Here is a 17,668-nt window from a genome sequence, read left to right as displayed (position 1 = left end):
ATAGACGCCCTCTATTTCATCTCGCGAACATACATAAAAGACCGTTTCGGAAAGCTTGCCATAAGCCGGGTTCTGTACTTCTGGTGGTGCGAACGGGAACGACCCTCCCACTGTGAAGCGACAATCATCTATCTAGGCCGTACATTGCTGCACGGCTCCAGCAACCAACCCGGACGCGCCTCGGGCAAAGGCTGCAGCTTCGAAGGCTGCCGCGTCCTCTCGGTCTTGCTCCAGATGGGGTTTACCAGGAACGTAGTCACCCACGCTCCTCGTGGTCTCTTACACCACGGTTCCATCCTTACCTGATCCGTCAGCCTACGCTGACGGCCATCGGCGGTCCATTTCTGTGGCACTATCCTTCAGCTCGCGCTGACTGGACGTTATCCAGCATCCTGCCCTGTGGAGCCCGGACTTTCCTCTCGCAGCTTGCAAGCTGCCAGCGATTGTCTGTCAAACTTTCCGTTTGCACGAATAAGTATACAAGGTTTTATCGGAAAGCTCAACCCTGAAACTGTTGCCGTTACTGGAACGGATTTCCGCCGCTCTAACCTGTAGGGCTGCTAAACGAATGTAAATGGCTCCGTTTCCAGCGCGGACGCCACCGCGACCGAGTCCGATTTGATCTCCTTCAGCCTTTCGTTCAGCCATTCCGCAACCTTGGTTTTCATCACCTTCTCGATGTTATGGCCGGCGTCGATGATGGTCATGCCCGCAGCTATCGCGTCATGTGCGGTATGGTAATCGATATCGCCGGTCACAAGGACATCAGCCCCTGCAAACATCGCGTGACGGACATAGCGGGATCCTGAGCCTCCAAGCACAGCCGCTTTCCGAATTGGGCGGTCAAGCGGGCCGATGACGCGCAGCATCGGGACGTCGAAGGCCGTCTTCAGCCGCTCCGCCAGCTCGCCGAGGGTAGCAGGCTGCGTTAGCTTGCCGGAGCGTCCTAAACCGAATGCCCGGCCCTTTAAATCGACGGGATATAGATCATAAGCGACCTCCTCGTAAGGATGCGCCTTAAGCATTGCCGCGACCGTTTTGCGATGAATGCTGTGCGGCACGATCGTTTCGATCCTTACTTCGTCCGCTTTCTCCAGCTTCCCTTGCTTACCGATGAAGGGGTCTGTTCCGGGTCCAGGACGGAACGTGCCTGTTCCCCGAATATTGAAGCTGCAGCAGTCGTAGTTGCCGATTTCGCCCGCCCCCGTTGCCCATATGGCCTCAAGCACGCGCTCGTAATGAGTCTCCGGCACAAAAACAACCAGCTTATACAGCTTGTCGGTATGTATTTCCTCCAAGCATACCCGGCCCTTCTTGTCGATGCCGATTTGATCGGCAAGCCAATCGTTAATGCCGCCGTCCGCTACATCCAGATTCGTATGCGAAATGTAGACCGCGATATCGTTTTTTATCAGCTTCTCATATAACTTGCCAGCCGGGGTTGAGGTATCCAGCTTTGCGAGCGGCCTGTAAATAATGGCATGATGAGCGATGATCAGATTGGCACCGGTCTCAATCGCTTCATTGACCACCTCATCGGTGACGTCCAAAGCGACTAGCGCTTTGGCGACTTCCTTATTCAACGTGCCGAGCTGCAGGCCGATCTTATCGTTTTCAACGGCATAATGCTTGGGCGCCAGCTGCTCCATCAATTGGACGATCGTCGCACCGTTTGCAAGCATTGAAGCACCTCCTGTATGAATTGGATCTGGTTCAGGAATTGATTCCTTTTGGCTGCCGATTCCGGCAAATCCGAGCCGTCCAGCTGTCTGCATATCCGCTCGAGCTTTGAAATTTCGAGCTTCCACTTCTCAATCAGCGTCTCGTTCGGCTCGCGCAGCAAATGCGGCCCCATCCGAATCAATAATACTTCCTTTATGGACTGCTCTCTTGGGACCGGCAAAAATGATCCGTCGTACAGCTTTTTATTTAACGATTCCGCTTCCGGCGTTAGCTTGGCATGAAGCACCTCGTATATTTTCCCATCCTCTTCGAGGATGGCTTCCGCCGCTAAGTACCAGCCTTTCTCTCTCAGCCACAGCCGTACCGCATCTTCCCCCACATTAGGCTGAAGGACGAGCTCCTTTACGCCTTCCAGCTTTCCTGCCGCATGTCCGGCTTCAAGAATTTCCCGGATCAGGCTGCCGCCCATGCCGGCTATCGTTACCGTATCGGCCTCCCCCGCGTTCAGAACAGACAGGCCGTTGCCTTGCCGGACTTGCAGCCGATCGGTCACATTAGCGTCCGACGCTTGTCTGCGGGCTGCCTGATACGGTCCATCATTCAGCTCCCCGGCGATAGCGGAGGGACAACGTCCGGATTGCAGCAAGTAGACGGGCAGCAAAGCATGGTCCGAGCCGATATCCGCAATCCGGCTGTTAGGCGTTATGTAGTCTGCAATTCGCTGCAGACGCTTTGATAATTTAATCATTAGGCAACCCACACCATCCATTGCTTGCGCATCGAGAAGAGCAGAGCTCCACCGAATGCAATTTTAGTTAGCAGCTGCAATTGCAGCCACGACGTTTCTTTTAAAATCACGATTGAATACAGCTCGGGCATAAACCAGGCGACCGCGCAGGTTAAAAACAAGATCGCGGATACCGGCTTCGTCCACCGATGGAAAAACCAGCTGCTCCATCCGAATAGAATCGCGAGCGGCAGCCAATACAGCTGCACTTCATACCAGGCTGGGTCAGAGGTGAACCGGGACAGGAGCCAGCCATACATGAGGAGCCCGGTGAACCAGCCGCATAAATGCAAAATGGGAATGCGCGCTAGAATCCCGTATACGATCCAAAAGAGGGCAGAGAACGCGATCAGTGCCGCCTTCCAGCCCCAGTCCGTCAGCTGATGGAGCTCTAAAAGATGCAGCCCCCCGCCCAGCAATATAAGCATCCCCAGGCCGGTCGCCGATAATCCGATCGCCTCATTACGCTCCCTTATTCGCTTGCCAATCCATAATAAAGCTGCGGCAGAACCTGCAACTACCCCGATTTGCAATGCGGGGTGAAAACGGCTAAAATAAAGCACAACGAACGAAATTAAGGTAAAAGTTCCAAATGTAAGAAGCCACTGCTTTCCAGTCGCGTTCTGAACAGCCGCAATGGCTTTCCCTACGGCATGGGTAGGCGCATCTGACTTCTTCGCATAGCTTGGGTCATCCGGATCGGCGTACAAATTGAGCAGAAAGTCGCAATATTGATCGGGCAGCAGCCTGCTCCTGCGCCAGTATTCAATCTCTTTTACAATCATTTGCCTGCGTTCGTGATTCATTCACCCGACATCCTTTCATACAGGGCCACCGCATATTGGAAAAAAGACCTCGCTGCAAGTAGCAGTAAGGTCAATGTGAACAGACTATTCGAGAAAATCTTTTAACCGTTTGCTGCGGCTTGGGTGACGGAGCTTCCGAAGCGCTTTCGCCTCAATCTGCCTAATTCTTTCGCGTGTAACGCCGAATACTTTGCCGACTTCCTCGAGCGTTCTTGTCCGCCCGTCATCAAGTCCGAAACGAAGACGAAGCACGTTCTCTTCCCGTTCCGTTAACGTGTCAAGCACATCCTCAAGCTGCTCCTTCAGCAGCTCGTAAGCCGCGGCGTCTGCAGGAGCTAACGCCTCCTGATCCTCGATAAAATCGCCAAGATGCGAGTCGTCCTCTTCGCCAATCGGCGTCTCGAGCGACACCGGCTCCTGCGCGATCTTCATGATCTCCCGGACTTTCTCCGTGCTCAGCTCCATCTCCACCGCGATTTCCTCCGGCGTAGGTTCGCGCCCCAGCTCTTGAAGCAATTGTCTGGATACACGAATGAGCTTATTAATCGTCTCCACCATATGGACCGGAATCCGGATTGTACGCGCTTGGTCCGCAATCGCGCGGGTAATCGCTTGACGGATCCACCACGTCGCGTACGTACTGAATTTGAAGCCCTTCTGGTGATCGAACTTCTCCACCGCTTTGATTAGACCCATGTTGCCTTCTTGAATAAGATCAAGGAACAGCATGCCTCTTCCGACATAACGCTTTGCGATGCTGACGACCAAACGCAGGTTCGCTTCGGCCAATCTGCGCTTCGCTTCTTCATCGCCGTTTTCAATTCGAATCGCAAGCTCGATCTCATCATCCGCAGACAGGAGCGGCACTCGGCCGATTTCCTTTAAGTACATCCGAACCGGATCGTTAATTTTGATGCCGGGAGGCAGTGCAAGGTCATCATCAAAATTAAAGTCGTCCCCGTCGCGCTCTGCGTCATCGTTCGAGTCTCGCAGCGGATGATCCTCGTCGTTCTCGTTCAAAACCTCAATCCCCAAATCATCCAGCTGCTCGAAAAATTCGTCAATCTGCTCCGGATCTTGATCAAAGGGGGATAGTTTCTCCATGATTTCTTTATACGTTAAGGAGGATCTCTTTTTGCCTTGCTCGATGAGCTGGTCTTTGACTTGATCCAGCTTTTGTTCTGTATCTAGTTCTGTATGTTGATCGTTCGCCATTTCCGACTCCCTCCTCCCTAGAATCCATCATGAAGTCAATGTTTCAGCTGTCTCTCTAGGGTTATAATCTCAAGACCTAAACGCGCTGCCTTCAATGCGTCGCCCGCGCGCTCAGCACGCATCATTTCTTCCTTCTTGCTCTCGATTTCGCGAAGCTGCGGTACCTTAAGAATCGTCTCGACATAAGCATCGAGCACGGTCTCATCAAAAGGAAAATCGCTGTCCATAAGCAGGATGGAAGAGGCCGTCTCCTCCAGGCGGCTGTCATTCAGCGTTTCAATGAACCTGGCGGCATCCGGTTCATAACCAGCAGCATAGTAGGCGTACAAATAAGCAGCAATCGCCGCGTGATCTTCTACGTTAAACGAATCGCCGATCCGTTCATGAACGGCCTCCGCAATCTCGCGATCCCGCATCATAACATGCAGCAATCTCCGCTCCGCGTACGTATATGCCGGCAGTAGCTTCGGCGCTCCGGACGTACGGCGCTTTTCATTCCTACCATTATTCCACGAATTGTCGTTATTATCCCCTTGCGGCTTCTTTTTTTGGAGCTCCATCCGGATGTTATGGCAATCCTGCTTCAGGGCGTCAAGCGAAATATCAAATTCGCGGGACAGCTCCTTCAAATAAACCTCGCGCTCGGTAGACGAATCCAGACCCGCCACAATGTTAACTGCCTCCATCAGATAGTTTTTTCGACCTTCTTCTTTTAGCAGTATATGGTTTTTCCTTGAATATATAAGCTTAAATTTTGTAACCGACACGGGCTCGTCCATAATTTCTCGCATATAAGCCTCCGGGCCGTATTCGTTTATATATTCATCGGGGTCTTTGCCTTTCGGCAGCATGGCGATCATGACCCGCAGGCCCGCCGCTTCCAGCATCGGAATGGACTTGAAGGCGGCGGCTTGTCCAGCGTCGTCGCCGTCGTAACATAGCAGCACCTCATCAGCATGCCTGCGGAGAATTTGGCAATGCTCCTCCGTAAGCGCCGTGCCCATTGTCGCAACGCCGTTCAAGACGCCGGCGTTCCAGGATTTGATCACGTCCATGTAGCCTTCGAATAATACGACTTGCTTTCTTTTACGTATGGCCGGTTTGGCAAAGTGCAGATTATAAAGGGTTCTGCTCTTCGTAAAAAGCATCGTCTCCGGCGAATTCAAATATTTCGGGGAGCCCTCTCCAATAATTCGGCCGCCGAAGCCCGCCGCTTTTCCATTCGCATCCCACAAAGGAAACATGATTCTGCCGCGGAACCGATCCACATAGCCGCTGCCGTCGTTTTTGGCCGATAATAATCCGCCCTTCTCCATAAGCGCAGGATCGAATCCCCTGCCCGTCAGAAAGCGGGTCAGCACATCCCATTCCTCCGGCGCATACCCGATCATGAAATGATCGATCAGCCGGTCTGACAGCCCGCGTTCGCGCAAATATTGCTTTGCCCCGTTTCCCTGCTTCGTGTTGTTTAGCAGGTAATGATAAAATTTAATGGCAAGCTCATGCGCTTCAATCAGCTTCAGCCGGTTAGGATCCTGCCCTCCCCCTTTGTTGCCGTCCGCCGCCCAAGTAACGGGTATTCCCGCTTCCTCGGCCAGAACCCGGACCGCCTCTGGGAAGGAGTATCCTTCCATTTCCTCAACGAACCGGATCACATTGCCGCTTTTGCCGCAGCCGTAACAATGAAAGATTTGCAGCTCGGGCGTGACGGTAAATGAAGGGGATTTCTCGGAATGAAACGGACAGAGCCCCTTCATATATTTGCCCTGCTTCGTGAGGTGAACGTACTTCCCGACCGTCTCTACGATGTCATGACGCTTGCGTACCGCATCAATGACCTCATCCGGAATTTTACCGTATGTCATCGTCCATCACCTTCATCCAGCAGAAGAAAACGAATGTGTCGTTCAGACTGTAAATAATATTCGCTAAACGTCATGTTTCTCCTGCTCGATTCGTAAAACTTTTGTCAACTTTTGTTGAAATGTTAATCGATCGGCGTCCGTCATGGCTTTCGGCCCTTTTGTCCGGCCGCCGCCTCGGCGCAGCCTTGCCCCTTCATGCCGGCGTTCCATCAAATAGTCGATATTGGCGTCGGTGTACTGCTCGCCTCTCGGCGACAGAACGACGGCGCCTTTTCCAAGGGCCATACAGGCTAAGCCAAAGTCTTGCGTGACGACAATATCACCGGGAGCAATATGGTTGACGATATACAAATCGACGGACTGGCTGCTCCGGTCGACCTGGACAACCTGTATGCCTTCCCGCCGCTGCATCCGATGATCGTACGAAGCGACCATGCAGACATCAGCGCCAAACTGTAGGGCGGTTTCTTCAATTTCCGACTTGACGGGACAAGCGTCCGCGTCGACGACGATTGTTGGCATCAATTTATTTATGGCGAATCACCGCCGTTTCTGGTGGAATTGCCCTACTATTATATACGGTAGCCGATCAAAAAAATCCTGCTCGTCAGCCTAGTGCTGCCGAATATACTCCATAATTAGGCTCGCGGTTTCTTCAACCGCCTTATGGGATACATCGATCACCACGCAGCCTAGCTTCTGCATGATCTCAGCCGCATATTTCAATTCCTTCTCGATCCGGTCCGTCGTCGCGTAAGCCGCAGTATCAGGCAAGCCGAGCGCCTTCAAGCGTTCCTTCCGAATAACATTCAAATAAGAAGTATTGATCGTAAGTCCGATAATTTTGTTTTTCGGAAGCTTGAACAGCTCATCCGGCGGCTTCAGCTCAGGCACTAACGGCACGTTCGCCACTTTGTATTTCTGATGGGCCAAGTACATCGACAACGGCGTTTTCGAAGTCCTGGATACGCCGACGAGCACGATATCCGCTTTCAGAACGCCGGACGGGTCACGCGCGTCGTCGTATTTTACGGCAAACTCCACCGCTTCCACCTTGCGGAAATAGTCCGCGTCGAGCACGTGATTAAGACCAGGCTCCTGACGCGATTTCCTGCCTGTTCGTCTCTCCAGCGTTTCGATGAACGGCCCCAGCAAATCGACGGAGGAGATCCCGTTCTCCTCGGTCAATCTCCTCATCGCTTCGCGGAGCTCCGGCATGACAAGCGTATAGAGAACTATCGCTCCGGACAGCTTCGCCAGCTCCGTTATCCGTGTTAAAGCCGCTTCATCCGTAACAAAAGGCGCTCTCCTGATTTCCGTATGAATAGGATGAAACTGCGCGATGGCCGCTCGAACGACTATTTCTCCGGTGTCGCCGGCTGCGTCGGATACGACATATACGATGACTTCCGGTTTTACGCTTTCTAACGTCATCTCCATCATCCTTTCTTAGGCTCATTACAAGAGATAGGGCCTCTTACCAAACCAGCTTCGAAAAATCGGCGACTTGGGCGATATCGCTCGCAATCGCATACAATGTCGCCAGACGGTTAGCGCGAACCTTTTCATCCTCCGCCATAACCATCACGTTATCGAAGTACGCCTGGATCGCCGGCTTTAGGCCGGACAGCGATGCAAGCGCAGCCGAGACGTCGCGGCTCTCTATCGCTTTCGCGAATGTCTCCCGCTGATTGTTCCAGGCGTCATACAATTTGCCTTCCACCTCTTCAGCGAACAATCCGGCATCCACCGCTCGGCTGGTCGCTTTCGAAGCCAGATTGCTCACCCGGTTAAACTGCTCGACAACAAGCTTAAACTCCGCCTTCGCTTCGTCGGTCGTAAGCGCGGCGACTGCGGAAGCGCGATTCGCCGTTTGAACGAGATCGTTGATGCCTGCAGCCATTACGGCGTCTACAACATCATAGCGGTAGCCTTGCTCAGACAGCCAGTTTTTAACCCGCAGCGAGAAGAAATCGTTCAATTCTTTACGGATTTCGTCGGCAGGACGTTTCAAGCCTCTAGCTTCATGCACCTGAAGCGCAATATCGTACAGTTCGCTGAGCTGAAGCTTGAAGTCGAATGCCAGCAATATTTGCACAATGCCCGCCGCTTGACGGCGCAATGCGTATGGATCCTGCGAGCCTGTCGGCACAATGCCGATGGAGAAGCAGCCTACGATCGTATCGATTTTATCCGCTAAGCTGACAATCGCGCCCGTAAGCTCGGACGGTACGGCGTCGCCGGAAAATCTTGGCTGATAGTGCTCGTTAATCGCTTTGGCAACCTGCTCGCTTTCTCCAAGCTTGCGGGCATAGTCTTCGCCCATAATGCCTTGCAATTCCGGGAACTCATAGACCATTTGCGAGACGAGGTCGAATTTGCAGACAGCCGCCGCGCGCGCAGCATGCCCTGCCGCTTCCGGTTCGACATGCAGCGCGTTTGCGATCGCGTTCGCCACGGACGTAATACGGCGCACTTTGTCAGCAACCGTGCCAAGCTCCTCATGATAGACGATCGTCTCCAGCTTGGAGAGCGCGCGGTCAATCGTGAGCTTATGGTCTTCTTCATAGAAAAACTTAGCGTCGGACAATCTGGCTCGAAGCACCTTCTCGTTGCCTTTGGATACCAAATCGATCGACCTGCGGTCGCCGTTGCGGACCGTTACGAAATAAGGCAGCAGCTTGCCGCTCTCGTCCAACACCGGGAAGTAGCGCTGATGCTCCCTCATCGACGTAATGAGCACTTCCTGCGGAATATTCAAGAAGGAAGGATCGAACGTTCCGAACAACGCGTTCGGATATTCGACGAGGAACAGAACCTCCTCCAGCAAGTCCTCCTTAATGGCGATAATCCAGCCCTTTTCGGCTTTCAGCTCTTCCAGCTGCTTCAAAATAAGCGCTTCACGCTCGGCAACATCCACAATAACATGCTGCTGTCGAAGTGCTTCTTTGTAATCGGCCGGAGCTTGAACGGCGGCGTCTTCACCCAAGAACCGATGGCCGCGCGATACGTTGCCGGTCTTCACGCCCGTAATTTCGAATGGAATAACCTCTTGACCAAACAGAGCGACCAGCCAACGAATCGGCCGTACAAATCGAAGATCGTAGCCCCCCCAGCGCATATTTTTCGGGAACGACATCGAAGTGATCATTTGGCTCAAGCCTTCGGAGAGGATTGACGCCGTCTCTACGCCTTGGCTGCTTTTCCGAGCGTATACATATTCAACCCCGGCAAGCTCTTGGAAGTATAGCTGCTCCGGATCTACGCCTTGGCTGCGCGCGAAGCCAAGTGCGGCTTTGCTCCAGTTCCCTGCTTCATCCAGCGCGATTTTACGGGAAGGCCCCTTTGCTTCTTCATTACTGTCGGATTGCTTCTCCGCAACGTCGCGAACAAGAACCGCCAGCCTTCTAGGCGTGGCAAACGCCTCCACGTCGCCATGCTCAATACGGGATTCCGCAAGCCACTTTTCCATCTTTTCCTTCAATTGATTCATCGCGCCCCGAACGAAACGCGCCGGCACTTCTTCCAGACCGATCTCCAGCAACAAGTCTTTAGCCATGCTGCTTCACTCCTTTCTTCAGCAACGGGAATCCGAGACGCTCGCGCTCCGCCAAATAAGTTGCCGCGCACTCGCGAGCCAAGTTTCTTACCCGTGTAATATAGCCCGTTCTTTCGGTCACGCTGATCGCTCCGCGAGCGTCAAGCAGGTTGAATGTATGGGAGCATTTCAGCACATAGTCGTAAGCCGGGAACACCAGGTGCTGCTCCATCGTTTTTTTCGCTTCTTCCTCGTACATATTGAACAAGGAGAACAGCATCGCCGTATCCGATGTTTCGAATGTATATTTCGAATGCTCGTATTCCGGCTGCAGGAACACATCGCCATAGGTTACGCCGTCGACCCACTCCAGATCAAACACGTTTTCCTTCTGTTGGATGTAAGAAGCAAGACGCTCCATTCCATACGTGATCTCAACCGCAACCGGATTCGCGTCGATACCGCCAACCTGTTGGAAATACGTAAACTGCGTAATTTCCATGCCGTCCAGCCAAACTTCCCAGCCGAGTCCCCAAGCGCCCAGCGTCGGCGATTCCCAGTTGTCCTCTACAAAACGGATATCGTGATCCTTCGCGTCAATCCCAAGACGCTTCAGGCTCTCCAAGTACAGCTCTTGAATGTTGTCCGGGGAAGGCTTAAGAATAACCTGAAATTGATGATGCTGATAGAGACGGTTCGGATTTTCGCCGTAACGGCCGTCCGCGGGACGGCGGGAAGGCTCGACGTAAGCTACGTTCCACGGCTCCGGGCCGATCGAACGCAGGAACGTCATCGGATTCATCGTTCCCGCTCCTTTCTCTACATCATAAGGCTGAACCAGAATGCAATTCTGTTCCGCCCAAAACTGCTGCAGCGTCAAAATCATTCCTTGAAAATTCATTCTGCTCGACTCCTTCTTTTATTTAATCGTTTAAGATTAAGAGCATGGTTGTATCGGCATGGCATGACAAAAAACTCCCGCCTCTACGTCTGCTCCTCAGACGTAGGGACGAGAGTTGATATTCCCGCGGTTCCACCCTACTTGATTACCCTTAAAAATCGTCAAAAGCTCATAAGGATAATCCGCTTTGTTAGGACTGGACTCCGGAGCGCCTTTCGCATTGACTGTCCCACCGGGCTTCCACTCCCCCCGATTCGCTGCGTCCGTCGACATGTCATGCTACTTTCTCCATCATTGTCCAATATTCATAATTTTATATTGTATGCTTAACCCATCCAAAAGTCAAACCAATTTATCCAGCTGATCGAGAAAATTTCGCGATTTCAAATGCAGCCCGAGCTGCGCATCCATCAGCGCTCTCATATGTAGCTTAAGCTCAGCCTTCGTCTCAGGCTTAACGGCGATCGATCCAAGCCTCCGCATATCCATTCCTTTAAACAGCCGCAGCAGCTTATAGGCGCCTTCGGTCAACTGGGAAGCAGAGGGATCGCGGCTGCCGCATCTCGTGCATAAGATGCCGCCTGCATGCGCGGACAGCTTGAACGGACCTACCCGATTGCCGCATGATACGCATTCCTCAAGCTCCGGCGCATAACCGGCGAGATCCAGTACCCGCATCTCGTACAGATTCGTCACAATTTGAGGGTCTTTGCCTTCGCCCAGAGCAGACAAGCATGCCTTTAACTGCTCAAAATAGAAGCCGCTTGGCTCTTCCTCCTGCAGCGTTCTGTCCGTCAGCTCGGCAGCATAAGAAGCGTAGGCGGATAGATCCAGGTGCATACGCAAATCATGGTGAGATTCAATAATCTCACCATGATTAAGGGTCCCTAGGCCGGAGCTTCGAAAATATTGGTATTCTCCATACGTGAACGGCTGCGCCAGCGACGAATGCCTGCTTTTTACCTTTTTGGCGCCGCGGATCAGCACGCCCGCTTTTCCGTTTGTTTTCGTAAGGAGCGTCACAATTTTGTTGCTTTCCCCATAATCCATGCTGCGGATTACGATTCCTTCTACGCGATAAAGCATATCGGCGTCTCCCCCATGAAAAAAAGCCCATTCCTAATCTTGATCGTCTAATGCCGCAAGTTCATCGTCATACCCGATCGAATCGTCGGGATGTTCGGACGATTTGTACCGATCCATTTCCTTATACAGCATGAAAGATTCGACATCCCCGGTCAACGTAAAATACTTCCACGAAAAATCTCGCATTCGTATTCATCCCTTTCCGCCTCGGAAATGTTGCTCCAGACAGTCTTAGGATGCGAAGAAGACAAGAAAGTATCCATGGAAAAACTTCTATTGTTGCCGGATAGAATAATACGCTTTACATATGTTCAAGGCTGAGTGGACTAGTCGTGGCGGAAGCCTAGATCCTTCAAAATACGATCTTGGTTGCGCCAATCCTTTTTTACCTTTACCCACAGCTCGAGGAACGTTCTAGAGCCGAGCAGCGCTTCAATATCTCTTCTTGCCTGCTTGCCGACTTCTTTCAGAAACTCGCCGCGTTTCCCGATAATAATGCCCTTCTGCGAATCGCGTTCCACAAAAATAACAGCTCCAATGTAAACGACGCCGTTCTCCTGCACGCGCATATCCTCAATGGCGACCGCTATAGAATGCGGGATCTCCTCGCGTGCCATATGAAGAATTTTTTCCCGAATAAGCTCCGCGACGACAAATTGCTCCGGATGGTCGGTCACTTGATCCGCCGGATAATATTGCGGCCCTTCCGGAAGATAGCGGGTCAGCTGCTCCAGAAGCGTCGACACATTATTGCCGTTCAATGCGGATATCGGCACGATCTCGGCGAACGGATATAGCTCGTTATATTGCGTAATCATCGGCAGCAGCTGCTCCGGCGTCACTTTATCGATTTTGTTCATGACAAGAAAAACAGGCGTTTTCACCTTTTTCAGCTGCTCGATTATATAACGGTCGCCCCCGCCGATCCCTTCCGATACGTCGACTAGGAACAGAGCGGCCTCCACCTCTTTAAGTGCGCTTTCCGCCGTTTGCATCATGTAATTGCCCAGCTTGGATTGCGGCTTATGAATACCCGGCGTATCCAGAAATACGATTTGCGTATCTTCCGTTGTATAGACGCCGTGGATTTTGTTGCGGGTCGTTTGCGGTTTATCCGACATAATGGCGATTTTTTGCCCGATCAGATGGTTCATCAGCGTCGACTTGCCTACATTCGGCCTGCCGATAATGGCAACGAATCCGGACCGGAACGCCTTCGGCTTATCGCTGCCGTTATGATTCATGCTGCTCATGATTAAGCCTGTTCCTCCTTATTAAGCGACGATGGCGTAAAAGCGCCTGGCAGCAGCTCCGATACCGTCATAATCGTCCAATTTCCCTTTAGGTTGCCCATCACAACCGGCATATCCGGCCCGCAAAGCTCCACCATAACTTGCCGGCAAATACCGCATGGCGAGATCGGACCATCCGTGTCTCCAATGACGGCGACCGCCTGAAACTCGCCGGCGGGATGACCATCGGCTATCGCTCTGAACAAGGCGGTCCGTTCCGCGCAATTCGTCGGGCCGTATGCGGCATTCTCTACATTGCACCCGTAATGAATATGCCCATCTTTATCCAGCAGCGCCGCACCGACCTGAAAGCCAGAATAAGGCACATAAGCGCGCCGCATAGCTACTTCCGCGGCGCGCATTAAAGAAACGTATTGATCCGATAATCCTATGTACTCCAAATGAAATTCTCCTTCCAGTAACAAGCTTTCGCTATGAAGCGAACAACAGCCGCCAAAGCGGCGGCCCAAATACGATACATCCAATCCCCGCTGCGGCAAGCGCCGCCACGGTCACGGCGGCCGCAGCCGTATCTTTGGCGGCCTTAGCAATCGGATGAACATCCGGACTCGCGAGATTTACCGCCTGCTCAATCGCCGTATTGACGAGCTCCGCGCTCATCACGATCCCGATCGACAAAATGATCAAGCACCACTGCGCAGGGCTGATCGACAGCCAGATGCCTAATGCCGCGACGATAATAGCCGCGAAGCAGTGGAAGCGGAAGTTCCGCTGCGTTTTGACCGCAAACGCGATTCCTTCAAGGGCATACATCGCGCTACGCACATATTTCCGCATCAGCGAGTCAATCCCGCTTTCTGCAGCACCGCTTCCTGCTTGGCGGTCATCACCGCTTCCGACTCCTCGTCCTGATGATCGTAGCCGATCAAATGGAGAAAACCGTGGACGAACAAAAATCCGATCTCCCTCTCCAGCGAATGGCCATACTCTTCGCTTTGCGCCAGCGCCCGTTCGGCCGAAATGATAATGTCGCCGAGCATACCCGATATCGGATCGGCTTCATCCTCGCTCTCCACCTCGAAAATGATGTCCAGCTCTTCGGTGCCTTCGTCCTGCATCGCGAAGGAGAGCACATCGGTTGGGCGGTCAATGCCGCGGTACTCCCGGTTAAGCTCATGGATCTCCTCGTCGTCCACGAAGGTTAACGTCACTTCGCCATCCGTCAGCCCTTCCGCTTCTCCTGCCAGCTTAAGCAGCTCGGACAGCTTGTCTATCCAAGCGTCCGGAATATCCACCTTATTCTGTTCATTGCTGTAGTCCAGTTGCAAGCTCATGCTAATTCGTACGCTCCTTCGTCTTCACATCATCCGGATATTCAATGCGGGAATGGAATATGCCGATTACGCTTTCCTTCAGCGATTGGGCTACCTTATCCAATTCCTTTAATGTCAAGTCACATTCGTTATATTGATTGTCGTCGAGGCGGCTTTTAATGATTTTGTGGATCATCGCTTCAACTTGCTCGACGGTCGGGTTGCGCAAGCTGCGAACCGCCGCTTCCACGCAATCCGCAATGCCGACGACCGCGGCTTCCTTCGACTGCGCCTTCGGCCCAGGGTACCGGAAATCGTCTTCCGTAAACGCAGGCTCCACACCTTGCTCCTCCGCTTGCTTCAACGCTTTGTGATAAAAGTACTTCAGCGATGTTGTCCCATGATGCTGCTCGGCAATATCTCGAATCTGCTTCGGAATATTATGCGCCTTCAACATCTCGACACCGTCGCTTGCATGCGCGACGATAATCGATTTGCTAAGCTTCGGATCAATCGTATCATGCGGATTTTCGACATTCGACTGATTCTCGATAAAATAATTCGGACGCTTCGTCTTGCCGATATCATGGTAGAACGAGCCGACGCGGCATAACAAGCCGTCCGCGCCGATCGCCTCCGCCGCCGCTTCGGACAAATTGCCGACCATGACGCTGTGATGGTAAGTGCCGGGCGTTTCGGTGAGCAGCTTCCGCAGGAGCGGGTGATTCGGATTCGACAGCTCCACCAGCTTAAGAGCGGACAATATGCCGAAGGTCACTTCAAAAAACGGCATGAGTCCGATAACAAGCACCGCGGTCAGCAGGCCGCTGGCAAAGGCGAATGCGACCGAATAGATGAAAGGCATACGTTCCAATTGCTCGGTCAGCATGAGCACGGCGATTACCGATAGAGAACCGAACAAGCTGACCATAATGCCCGCTTTCAAAATCGTAGAGCGCTGGCTTGCCCGGTGGATCGAGAAAACGGAAGCCAGCGAAACGACGATAATGAAAAATCCGAACTTGAAATCAAACAACTGATTGGAAGCCGTGTTAAGGATAACGCTGCCCATAATCGAAAAAATAAAAGAGCTGATGATAGCCAAATGAAGATCCAGCAGAAGCGTGATCAGCATCGTTCCCAGAGCGGCCGGCACTAAGTAGCCCGCGTATTGCGCCGTATCGGTCTGCGTTAATGCCGTGATCTGAATGATGATGATATTAATAAAAAAGATGAGCCATAGCATCAGCAGCTGAGCGTTTCCGTATTTCGGCTTATGTCCGCCGATCCCGCCTGATTGTTGCAAATAAGCGTAGAGGACGACGACAAACATCAGGGAGAGGATCAGTAAGCCGGCTTGCGGCCAATAATGCTTCTTGTCCTGCAAAAGATTGGAGTCGGACAACAGCTTGTACAAATCCGGCGTAATCGTCTCGCCTCGTTTGACGATAACGTCTCCTTCGTTGAACACGACCGGCGTCGTATTTTGCTTCGCCAGCACTCTAGCCTCTTCCGTCGCTTCCTGGTCCAGGAATTTGTTCGGCATAATGGCGAACCGCGCAAGCTCCTGCACAATCTCTCTCGCCGTCCGGTTCGAGATCGAGCTCGCGTTGACCAGCTCGGCAACTTGCGTCCGCGCCGTATCCGCTTCCCTCAGCTGCTCCGTGGTCAGCTTTCGCACGATTTCCCGCGCAACCTGCCGCATTTCCTGCAGCTGCTCCGTGGTGAGCTGAGGCATCTTGTAGAATGTTTCTTCCGGAATGGTATACTGCTGCTCCTTCGCAACCGACGCCATCTCATCGAGCAGCGTATCGTTGTAGGTGCCATCCCCTTTATTCGCCTTTACGAATTGATCGATATAATCCACATAGCGGCGAGGAATTTCGGTGCGGTAGATTTCGATCTTATCTTCCTTTGTGACTTGATCATCCATATTGAGCTGTTCGATCCGGTACAGGATCTGCTCTACCAGCGCATCGTTTTTGAGGAACACAATGTTATAAATATCTTCAACCTGGCTGGCCGCTTTTTCTTCGGCCTGCCGGGTCGCTTTTTCGTCGCGGATCTGAAACGGCGCCTTAATATCTTTTTCGCTGATGGACCCTTCGGATATATCGTACGTTTCCGGAATCACATGCGGCGCTAGACTAAAGTAAAAAAGCAGCACGAACAAGACCATGAGCAACCATCTGGCGGCGGGACTCTGCCTCCAACCCTGCTTTGCGGCCGGTTTAGCGCTTCCCTGTTTGCTGGCTCCGTTCTGGTTCATGCGGCAATCCTTCCTCTCTAGACTTTATTTTTCTGCATCCCGGTCATAAGCCATAATAATTTTTTGAACGAGACTGTGACGGACGACATCCCCTTCGGTGAAGTAGATTAAGCCGATCTCCTCGATGTTTTTCAGAATGCGCTGCGCCTCGATCAGTCCCGAGGTTTTGCCTCTCGGCAAATCGATTTGCGTCACGTCGCCCGTTACGACCATCTTCGAACCGAATCCAAGGCGCGTAAGGAACATCTTCATCTGTTCCGGCGTCGTGTTCTGAGCCTCGTCCAAAATAATAAAAGAGTCGTCCAACGTCCGGCCCCGCATATAGGCTAGCGGCGCGATTTCGATCAAGCCCCGCTCCATCGCCTTTACGGTTTGATCCGGTCCGAGGACGTCGTGAAGCGCATCGTACAGCGGTCTTAAGTAAGGATCCACCTTCTCCTGCAAATCGCCGGGCAGAAACCCGAGATTTTCGCCCGCTTCTACGGCAGGTCTAGTTAAAATGATCCGCTTAACGGAGCCTTCCTTTAGCGCCGTAACGGCCAGCACAACGGCGAGGTACGTTTTCCCCGTACCAGCGGGACCGATGCCGAACACGATGTCCTTTTTACGAATCGTCTTGACGTAGTGGCGCTGTCCGATCGTTTTGACCATAATTTTTTTGCCGCGGTAGGTTGTCGCCACTTCTTTCTTGAACAGGTCGAGCAATTCCTCCGCCTGCATATGGCGCGCCAGCTCCAAGGCGTAGGCGACATCGCGCTCCGTTGGATTGTAGCCGCCGCGGACAAGCTGCAGCAATACCCGGTACAGCTGCTCCAGCGATTCGGTTTCCTTCGCAGGTCCCGTTATGACAATCTCCGCTTCTCTTGACGAAATCGTAGATTCGACACTGTCTTCAACCAGCCTTAAGAACCTATCCTGAGGCCCGAATACAGCCATCCCTTCAGTCGCGTTC

At 52.6% G+C, this 17,668-nt stretch carries 17 protein-coding genes and 1 other RNA gene; all 18 read right to left on the bottom strand.

Annotated features, from left to right (window positions below; genetic code table 11):
- Positions 1-46: 46 nt before the first annotated feature.
- The 18 genes from rnpB to D3P08_RS07730 all read right to left on the bottom strand — a co-directional run bounded on the left by rnpB (position 47) and on the right by D3P08_RS07730 (position 17,652).
- An RNA gene (gene rnpB, locus D3P08_RS07815) (RNase P RNA component class A) lies at positions 47-459 on the bottom strand.
- 101 nt (positions 460-560) lie between these two features.
- Positions 561-1,682 carry a Nif3-like dinuclear metal center hexameric protein gene (locus D3P08_RS07810; protein WP_119598930.1) on the bottom strand — a complete coding sequence of 374 codons (1,122 nt, stop codon included), beginning with the start codon at positions 1,680-1,682 and terminating at the stop codon, positions 561-563.
- Positions 1,649-2,431, bottom strand: coding sequence for a tRNA (adenine(22)-N(1))-methyltransferase (locus D3P08_RS07805; RefSeq protein WP_119598929.1), 783 nt, complete (start codon positions 2,429-2,431; stop codon positions 1,649-1,651). The genes D3P08_RS07810 and D3P08_RS07805 overlap by 34 nt, the downstream gene beginning before the upstream one ends.
- Positions 2,431-3,276, bottom strand: coding sequence for a hypothetical protein (locus D3P08_RS07800; RefSeq protein WP_119598928.1), 846 nt, complete (start codon positions 3,274-3,276; stop codon positions 2,431-2,433). Before D3P08_RS07800 ends, D3P08_RS07805 begins: the two co-directional genes overlap by 1 nt.
- A gap of 84 nt (positions 3,277-3,360) precedes the next feature.
- Complete coding sequence (gene rpoD, locus D3P08_RS07795; RefSeq protein ID WP_119598927.1) at positions 3,361-4,491, bottom strand: RNA polymerase sigma factor RpoD; 1,131 nt, start codon at positions 4,489-4,491, stop codon at positions 3,361-3,363.
- A gap of 35 nt (positions 4,492-4,526) precedes the next feature.
- Positions 4,527-6,356, bottom strand: coding sequence for a DNA primase (gene dnaG, locus D3P08_RS07790; protein WP_119598926.1), 1,830 nt, complete (start codon positions 6,354-6,356; stop codon positions 4,527-4,529).
- A 63-nt stretch (positions 6,357-6,419) separates the two neighbouring features.
- Positions 6,420-6,878 (bottom strand): YaiI/YqxD family protein, encoded by a 459-nt coding sequence (locus D3P08_RS07785; protein ID WP_206098932.1) that lies wholly within the window; start codon positions 6,876-6,878, stop codon positions 6,420-6,422.
- Positions 6,879-6,968: 90 nt separating this feature from the next.
- Positions 6,969-7,790, bottom strand: a complete 822-nt coding sequence (locus tag D3P08_RS07780; protein WP_420819021.1) for a pyruvate, water dikinase regulatory protein — start codon at positions 7,788-7,790, stop codon at positions 6,969-6,971.
- 43 nt (positions 7,791-7,833) lie between these two features.
- Complete coding sequence (glyS, locus tag D3P08_RS07775; RefSeq protein ID WP_119598924.1) at positions 7,834-9,915, bottom strand: glycine--tRNA ligase subunit beta; 2,082 nt, start codon at positions 9,913-9,915, stop codon at positions 7,834-7,836.
- Positions 9,908-10,795 carry a glycine--tRNA ligase subunit alpha gene (gene glyQ, locus D3P08_RS07770; RefSeq protein ID WP_119598923.1) on the bottom strand — a complete coding sequence of 296 codons (888 nt, stop codon included), beginning with the start codon at positions 10,793-10,795 and terminating at the stop codon, positions 9,908-9,910. Before glyQ ends, glyS begins: the two co-directional genes overlap by 8 nt.
- 342 nt (positions 10,796-11,137) lie before the next feature.
- The gene (gene recO / locus D3P08_RS07765) at positions 11,138-11,881 is read right to left on the bottom strand and encodes a DNA repair protein RecO (RefSeq protein WP_119598922.1); all 744 of its coding nucleotides are present in this window, start codon (positions 11,879-11,881) and stop codon (positions 11,138-11,140) included.
- Positions 11,882-11,914: 33 nt separating this feature from the next.
- Positions 11,915-12,067 (bottom strand): YqzL family protein, encoded by a 153-nt coding sequence (locus D3P08_RS07760; protein ID WP_119598921.1) that lies wholly within the window; start codon positions 12,065-12,067, stop codon positions 11,915-11,917.
- A gap of 140 nt (positions 12,068-12,207) precedes the next feature.
- Entirely contained in the window at positions 12,208-13,125 is a 918-nt protein-coding gene (era, locus tag D3P08_RS07755; protein WP_119598986.1) for a GTPase Era, read from the bottom strand.
- A gap of 11 nt (positions 13,126-13,136) precedes the next feature.
- Positions 13,137-13,592 (bottom strand): cytidine deaminase, encoded by a 456-nt coding sequence (gene cdd, locus D3P08_RS07750; RefSeq protein WP_338068709.1) that lies wholly within the window; start codon positions 13,590-13,592, stop codon positions 13,137-13,139.
- A 13-nt stretch (positions 13,593-13,605) separates the two neighbouring features.
- Positions 13,606-13,971, bottom strand: a complete 366-nt coding sequence (locus D3P08_RS07745) for a diacylglycerol kinase family protein (RefSeq protein WP_119598919.1) — start codon at positions 13,969-13,971, stop codon at positions 13,606-13,608.
- Positions 13,971-14,468, bottom strand: a complete 498-nt coding sequence (gene ybeY / locus D3P08_RS07740) for an rRNA maturation RNase YbeY (protein WP_119598918.1) — start codon at positions 14,466-14,468, stop codon at positions 13,971-13,973. The genes D3P08_RS07745 and ybeY overlap by 1 nt, the downstream gene beginning before the upstream one ends.
- 1 nt (position 14,469) lies before the next feature.
- Positions 14,470-16,716, bottom strand: a complete 2,247-nt coding sequence (locus D3P08_RS07735; protein ID WP_119598917.1) for an HD family phosphohydrolase — start codon at positions 16,714-16,716, stop codon at positions 14,470-14,472.
- Positions 16,717-16,740: 24 nt separating this feature from the next.
- A complete protein-coding gene (locus tag D3P08_RS07730) occupies positions 16,741-17,652 on the bottom strand; it encodes a PhoH family protein (protein WP_206098938.1) in 912 nt (303 codons plus the stop codon).
- Positions 17,653-17,668 lie beyond the last annotated feature (16 nt).

Origin of the sequence: Paenibacillus nanensis, from assembly GCF_003583765.1 — a bacterium.
GTDB lineage: Bacteria > Bacillota > Bacilli > Paenibacillales > Paenibacillaceae > Pristimantibacillus > Pristimantibacillus nanensis.
This window is presented reverse-complemented; position numbering and strand designations above follow the sequence as displayed.